The 1,205-nt window shown below is 57.3% G+C and carries 1 pseudogene; it reads right to left on the bottom strand.

Annotated features, from left to right (window positions below):
* Nucleotides 1–1,205: pseudogene (locus NW852_RS04665) on the bottom strand (RNA-guided endonuclease InsQ/TnpB family protein); the annotation flags it as partial.

Below are 1,205 nucleotides of genomic sequence, written 5' to 3'. Positions count from 1 at the left end.
CTACGCGCCGCTGACGCGAACGGTAGCCCTGCAGTTGGCAAGCCAACCACGAACCCCCCTCTGTTCCCCCGTATACGGGGGGATTTAGGGAAGCAGGCCCCGGTTTACAGCGACCCCCAAAAGCGCAATCCCGTTAGCACCGTTCAAATCTGCATCTCCCTCCCAGCCACAAGCCGGGTTGACACAACGAAAACGCTTCCCTTCCCGCTGCCCAAGCCACAAGCAGCGGTGACAAGTTTGCGAAGGGTAGGCAGGTGGCACTACCACCACCTTCACCCCTGCTCTTGCTGCCTTGTACTCTAGAAACTGTCTCCACTGGGAGAACGCCCAACTGTTCACCCGCCGACGCTCAACTTTACTACGCGACTGTTGATTGGTACGTTCTCTCATCCCAGTTAAGCCCTCCAAGGCAATGAGGCTACAGGTAGCTTTGGCCCTAGCAACAATGGCTAAGGACTCCGTCCCGCTGACGCGAGTAGAGATGCAGTGGTTCACCCAGGCTTGAAAGCGTCTCTCCCGACCAGACAGCCGTTGCAACAGCTCCCGGCATCGACGCCGAGTGCTGCGTGTGCCCTCACCGACCTTGCGTTGCAGAGCCGCTCTCAAGCGGGAGTAGTGGTCTCTGACCTGGTTCAACTGCTGTGCATTCCAGTGGTCTCCCTCAGAGGTGTGGGCAATATCCCTCCTACCTAAATCCACGCCCGTTGCCTTGACGGCGTGCTCCGGCTCTGGTACCTCAGACTCCACACCAATCTGGATGAAGGAGGAACCGTCTTGGCGTTTGACCAACGTAGCTGCTTTGGGATTTGAACCTGTTAGCCTGCCGCGCTGGTAGGAGCCAACATCCAGCTCAAAGCGTTCGCGTCCCTCGACGGTGGTCAGCGATACTGTCCAGTCCCTCTCACGGAAAAAGAAGATGCGGGCGTCATACGTGACAAAGCCGCCCTTAAACACTTTAACTGGACGGTTTTTCTGTTGGGCACTCTTACGTGCAGCGGTTAGCCTCCTGCCTACCTGTTGTGCCACTCGCGCTAGCGGGACGGAGTCCTTATTGCTGGAGAGACCAAACCGCGCCCGAATCTCACGGTAGCAAAGAGATTGGAGCTTAATAGCGTTAACTACTTTCTCTGGTGTGTTTTGGTTGACCCAGTTCAACGTAAGGCGCGGGATTCCCCACCGTCTATACGGTGGGGAGGGATAGCGCC

Origin of the sequence: Synechococcus sp. H60.1 (assembly GCF_047462335.1) — a bacterium.
Taxonomy (GTDB): Bacteria; Cyanobacteriota; Cyanobacteriia; order Thermostichales; family Thermostichaceae; genus Thermostichus.
Note: the sequence above shows the minus strand (reverse complement) of the source record. Positions and strands in the feature narration are given on the sequence as shown.